Source organism: Arthrobacter sp. Hiyo1 (assembly GCF_001263615.2).
In the GTDB taxonomy this organism is placed as follows: domain Bacteria; phylum Actinomycetota; class Actinomycetes; order Actinomycetales; family Micrococcaceae; genus Arthrobacter.
In genome coordinates this window covers 141982-147130 of sequence record NZ_DF952471.1, presented here as the reverse complement: position 1 = coordinate 147130, position 5149 = coordinate 141982, and the positions used below count along the sequence as shown (strand labels likewise).

General features: G+C 61.7%; 6 protein-coding genes. 3 read left to right on the top strand and 3 right to left on the bottom strand.

The window, feature by feature from the left end; genetic code table 11:
- Positions 1 to 295: 295 nt before the first annotated feature.
- Positions 296 to 730, top strand: a complete 435-nt coding sequence (locus AHiyo1_RS12230) for a hypothetical protein (RefSeq protein WP_148667551.1) — start codon at positions 296 to 298, stop codon at positions 728 to 730.
- A gap of 1 nt (position 731) precedes the next feature.
- Here the strand turns inward: AHiyo1_RS12230 and AHiyo1_RS12225 are convergent, their stop codons facing one another.
- Positions 732 to 1262, bottom strand: a complete 531-nt coding sequence (locus AHiyo1_RS12225) for a hypothetical protein (RefSeq protein WP_253257302.1) — start codon at positions 1260 to 1262, stop codon at positions 732 to 734.
- Positions 1263 to 1556: 294 nt separating this feature from the next.
- On the opposite strand from AHiyo1_RS12225, the gene AHiyo1_RS12220 reads away from it, so the two are divergent.
- Both AHiyo1_RS12220 and AHiyo1_RS12215 read left to right on the top strand, forming a co-directional pair.
- Positions 1557 to 2765: an aspartate transaminase gene (locus tag AHiyo1_RS12220; protein ID WP_059388749.1), complete on the top strand. Its 1209-nt coding sequence runs from the start codon at positions 1557 to 1559 to the stop codon at positions 2763 to 2765.
- 45 nt (positions 2766 to 2810) lie between these two features.
- Positions 2811 to 3485 (top strand): 4-carboxy-4-hydroxy-2-oxoadipate aldolase/oxaloacetate decarboxylase, encoded by a 675-nt coding sequence (locus tag AHiyo1_RS12215; RefSeq protein ID WP_059388748.1) that lies wholly within the window; start codon positions 2811 to 2813, stop codon positions 3483 to 3485.
- Positions 3486 to 3597: 112 nt separating this feature from the next.
- Here the strand turns inward: AHiyo1_RS12215 and AHiyo1_RS12210 are convergent, their stop codons facing one another.
- Together AHiyo1_RS12210 and AHiyo1_RS12205 are read right to left on the bottom strand one after the other, a co-directional pair.
- Positions 3598 to 3819: a hypothetical protein gene (locus AHiyo1_RS12210; protein WP_059388747.1), complete on the bottom strand. Its 222-nt coding sequence runs from the start codon at positions 3817 to 3819 to the stop codon at positions 3598 to 3600.
- Between the two features lie 141 nt (positions 3820 to 3960).
- Positions 3961 to 4887, bottom strand: a complete 927-nt coding sequence (locus AHiyo1_RS12205) for a LysR substrate-binding domain-containing protein (protein WP_059388746.1) — start codon at positions 4885 to 4887, stop codon at positions 3961 to 3963.
- Positions 4888 to 5149 lie beyond the last annotated feature (262 nt).

Genomic DNA, 5149 nt, shown 5'->3' with positions numbered 1-5149 from the left:
CTTCAACGAAGCCACCGCACGCGCGTACATGGACGCCGGTGCCTCGTTCGTGCTGGTCGGTGCGGATGTCGCGCTGCTGGCACGCGGCAGCGAAGCCCTCGCCGACAAGTTCATCCCAACAAACCCCGACGGCGGAGCGCCCTTAGGCGGGACAGGTGACGCCCCGTCGAGCTACTGAACTAGGTAGGTAGTCGGTACTCTTCCGGAGGTCCTTGGACGGAGCTACATTGGATATCCCGAGGCCGCTCGGGGGCGGTCGAGGAGGGGGTCGGCCGCAATTTCAATGGAGCATGCCGTGGTCCCGCAACCAGATCTCAATCCTCAACAAGCCGCAGCCATCGCCGAATCGCCGGCTGCACGGCGTCCAGGCCCCGTGGAGTACGATCTGCGGGCTGTTTACGTCCCGCAGTCCGGGCTGTTCTTGGATGATGAGGGGCGCGAATTCTTTGTAACCGCCGTGGAATTCTGGGAGCACGCGACGGTAGTCAGTCTGTGCTGGAAACGCAGGCCCATGGCTGGGCAGGGAAGTCCGCCCCTGGTTGCCACGGATGAGCACGACCGGGTGCTGGGCGTGAAGCGCATTTGGAACGTTGGTGCGCGGTCGATCCAGCATTTTGAACCGATCTCGACGTCGGCGCGCGCATTGACGGTGCTCATCGCGAGGAAAACGGGAACACAGGAACTGTTTAGCTGCAGGACGCCCCCGGAAAAGAAAGACGTAACTAAGTAAGCTAGGCGGAGCGCGCGATGCCCCGCGTTGACCTGCGGATATGCTCGGGGGTGAGGCCGGTCAGCGAGGCAAGTTCAAGGTCATCGCAGGCTTGGGTGCGGAGCGCCGTGACAATCAACGCTTCCCGCTGATTAACGATCCGGTCGCGATGCCTTTCGGCTGCTTTGAGTTGCTCGCTTTTCGCCCTCAGGCCATCCACATGCGCGCCTCGCGTGAGCCCGCTCGGGTGAAGGTCGTCATAAGCCAAACCGATGGTTCGGACAGCCCGAATGTTTTCCCCGGTCACCGCCGAAATTGTGGCCAGCGTGAGCCCGTCTTCAAGGGCCTGGGCGATCATCTCATTGCGGGCAGCGGTCAATGTGCGGATGGCGCTCGAAGCATGGGACAGGAGTTGCCTGTGCGCCGCGAGGGCGTGCGTGAGCTTGGCACGCTCTCCTTTGGCCACGGTTTGGGACCGAGCTGGAACCTTGGCCCGGTAGGTATACCTGCCGGTGGCTGACGGGCCCGGAAGGGACCCGGATTGGGCTGGCATTGGATCCCTTTCGGACTCTTCGCGAACTTCTGATCTATGAAATCTAGGCGGTGTTCGCAGAGCCGCGGAAATACCAATACCGCGTGAACCCATAAGCGAAGTGCATGGAAGATTCCCATATGGGGTTGAAATGTCCCTAAACGACCACGGAATCCCTATATAGATCAGGTGGTCATAAGGGCCTCTTATTGATCCACGCACATTAGGTCTTATCCACGGCGCCCGGCAGTGCCTAGTCTCGAAATTGGGGATTCGACACCCGAATCCTGAGTTTCACGATTCTGGAGAAGACAAATGTCCGAGTACCTGCCGGCGTCGAGGGTCACACGCATCAAGTCCTCAGCGAGCGTTGCGGCCGCCGCCCGCGTCCGTGAACTACGAGCCGAAGGCATCCCGATCATCGACCTGACCGTCGGCGAGCCGGACTTCGACACCCCCAGCCACATCAAGGCGGCAGCGATCGAAGCGATCAACGCCGGCCAGACCAAGTACACCTCGGTGACTGGAACGCCGGAACTGCAGACCGCCATCCTCCGCCGGATTGAAAGCCACACCGGTGTGCGCTACGAAGCGAACCAGCTGACCATCGGCGGCGGTGCCAAGCAAGTCCTCTACGTTGCGCTCAGCGCGTCGCTCAACGAGGGCGACGAGGTCATCGTCCCCGCACCGTACTGGGTGTCCTACCCGGACATGGTCCTCGCCAACGACGGCACGCCCGTGATCGTCGCTTGCGGAGAAGACGCCGGCTTCAAGCTCACACCGGCCGCCCTCCGCGAAGCCATCACGCCCAAGACGAAATGGCTCATCCTCAACGCTCCGTCCAACCCGACGGGAGCCGTGTACACACGCGAAGAACTCCAGGCCCTGGGTTCCGTCCTTGAGGAATTCCCCCATGTCTACATCCTCACGGACGAGATCTACGACGAAATCCACTTCGGCGACGGCCGGGTGACCAGCCTCGTCACTGCCGTTCCGACCCTCCGCGACCGCATCCTCCTGGTCAACGGAGTCTCCAAGGCCTACGCAATGACCGGTTGGCGCCTTGGCTACGGCGTGGGCCCGGCGCCTTTGATCGCGGCCATGAACAAGCTGCAGTCGCAGACTTCCTCCTGCCCGTCGTCGGTCAGCCAGGCAGCTGCGGCGGCCGCCCTGAACGGCGACCAGTCGTTCGTCCGGGACAGCGTGGAGGTGTACCGCAAGCGCCGGGACGTCGCCGTCGAAGGCCTCAACGCCATAGACGGACTTTCCGTCGCGCCGGCCGAGGGTGCCTTCTACGCTTACGTGAATTGCAGCGGCGTCATCGGCAAGACCGCTCCGGACGGCACGGTCATTGAGAACGACCAGGACTTCACGCTGTACCTCCTCAACGCGGCTGCGGTCGCCGTCATCCAGGGCTCGGCCTACGGCCTTGGCCCCTACTTCCGGATTTCCTTCGCCACATCGCTGGAGACCATCAACGCCGGCGTGGACTCGATCCGCAAGGCAGTCAGCGCCCTCAACTAAGCCCCACGGGCACCCCAGAAGCCAGCCAAGAGAAAGATTCAGGAAATGATCCACGTCAAGACAAAATTCCAGAGGCCCGACGCCGACGTCGTCAGCCGCCTCGCGGCGTTCTCCTCCGCGACCATCCACGAAGCCCAGGGCCGCCGCGGCGCCCTGAGCTCCAAGATCAAGCCGATCGACCGCTCGATGTCCTTCTGCGGCCCGGCCGTGACGGTGGCCTGTGCCCCGCAGGACAACCTCATGCTGCAGGTTGCCATCCACTACGCCCAGGCCGGCGACGTGGTCCTGGTCGGTGCCCAGGAATTTTCCGACGCCGGAACGTTCGGCGACGTCTTGGGCAATGCCATGAAAGCCAAGGGCATTGCGGCGATGGTGACGGATTCCGGCGTGCGGGACACCCAGGACCTCATTGAATTGGGCCTGCCGGTATTCTCGGGCAGCGTCTGCATCAAAGGCACGGTCAAGGAAACCCTCGGACCCATCAACCACCCCCTGGTGTTCGGCGATGAGATCATCTACCCCGGAGACATCCTCCGCGGTGACGCAGACGGCGTCGTTGTCGTCCGCCGTGAGGAAGCGGAGGAGGTCATCGCGCTCTCCCAAGCCCGGGACGACGCCGAACGCGAGCTCATCAAGGCCTACCACGCCGGCGGCACCACCATCGAGTTGTGCGGACTAACGGAAAAGCTGAAGGCCAAGGGACTGCTGGTCGAAGACTGATTGTCACGCTGGGGCCGGTCACCGAATGCGGTGGCCGGCCTTTTGCGCGCCCGTTTCCGGGCACGAAGAAGGCGCCTTGCCTGGGGCAAGGCGCCTTGGGTGGTTAGTCGAGTCAGTCCAGTCCGGGGTGTCCTGGCCGTGCGTCGACCAGGTACCACTCGATGCTGTGTCCGGCATGGGGCGGCATGAGGCTTCCTTCGAAGACGAAGAGGGGCTCGCCCACGCCGCCCAAAGGACGCCAGAAACCGTTCCTAGGGCAGTGGAATCCGGTCCGTGCGCTGATCGTTCCGAGGGTTGGATTCGAAACCCACCGGGTCTGGCTGATCTTTTTCACCGCTGTTTCCTTTGATTGGGTTCACGGAATCCGCGAGCCGCTTTCGAATTACTTGCTAATTCGATAATAGGAAATAAAAATGCCCGTGAATAAGACCAAAGATGTCTGTCCGGATAAGGCAATGTTATGGATGGATCAACCCTAGGATGGATCGGCCGCGTACTTGCTGATCAACTGTTGCTGCAGCATCTCCTTGACCAGGATGAGCACGGCCGAGGCGGCCTCTGACAGCGGTTCGTGGTCGGGGGTGCACAGGGCGATCTTGCTCTGCAGGGCCGGTTCGACGATCCGCAGGACCTTGAAGTTCTCATCAGGGAAGAGCGCATCGGCAGCCGATTTCGGCAGCACGGTGGCCCCGAGGTTTGCGCGGATGAGCCGGACAAGCGACGGAACCGACTCCACTTCTCCTACGAGCCGCAGGGGCAACCCGTGCTCGGCCAGTCCCTTTTCGATGATCTGGCGCAGGGTGTGGTTCTTTTCGGGGAGGAACAGTCCAAGGGTGCTGGCTTCTTCAAGAGTGACAGTAGTGCGGCCCTGGGCAACATCGACGTCTTCGTGGGTGACCAGGTGCAGGTCTTCCACGATCATGGTGGTGAACTGAACCCCGCGGATCTTCCCCGGCTCGTAGATCAGGGCCATGTCGAGGCGCCCGTTCTTGATTGCTTCGCTCAGCACGCCCCCGAAGATCTCGGTCAAATGCACCACGATGTCCGGGTATCGCCGGCCGACCTCCCGGATGATCTGCGGTGTGAGGCTGGAGGCCATGCTGTACGGTGCGATGGCGATGGACACCCTGCCCGATGGTGCGGCCCCGGATGTCGCTACGTCCTGCCGCGCTTGTTCAACAAGCCGCAGGATGGTCTGGGCATGGCGGTAGAGTGTGTGCCCCGCGGCGGTCGGCTCGACACCTTGCTTACTGCGGATCAGCAGGCGCTGCTTCAAATCGCTTTCCAGTGCCGACACCTGCTGGCTGAGGGCAGGCTGGGCGACGTGGAGCGCTGCAGCGGCCTTGGTGATGCTCCCCGAATCGACGATCTTTACAAAATATGAGAGCTTCCGCGTATCCATCGGTCTGCCTTCCTCCAAGTCCACTTGGGGCCTGGATGCCATAAGGAAATTCTATGTAGGGACACACAATCCGTCTTTGTGTGACCTGTCTCTCAGCGACTAATTTGAGATCCACATCCCCATGGTGGCGTTTCCCAACCATTTACTGACAGTTCGTTGACTCCCCATCATCCGAATTGTCCCGATACCCAAATATAGACGCATTCGGGACGCTGCCTCACAAATCGATCGTCACGTAAAGAGCACCCTATGAGACTTTCGG

Excerpts from the sequence above, each read along its gene's own strand:
- AHiyo1_RS12225 (WP_253257302.1), bottom strand. The coding sequence starts at position 1,262 with ATGCCAGCCCAATCCGGGTCCCTTCCGGGCCCGTCAGCCACCGGCAGG.
- AHiyo1_RS12220 (WP_059388749.1), top strand. The coding sequence starts at position 1,557 with ATGTCCGAGTACCTGCCGGCGTCGAGGGTCACACGCATCAAGTCCTCA.
- AHiyo1_RS12215 (WP_059388748.1), top strand. The coding sequence starts at position 2,811 with ATGATCCACGTCAAGACAAAATTCCAGAGGCCCGACGCCGACGTCGTC.
- AHiyo1_RS12205 (WP_059388746.1), bottom strand. The coding sequence starts at position 4,887 with ATGGATACGCGGAAGCTCTCATATTTTGTAAAGATCGTCGATTCGGGG.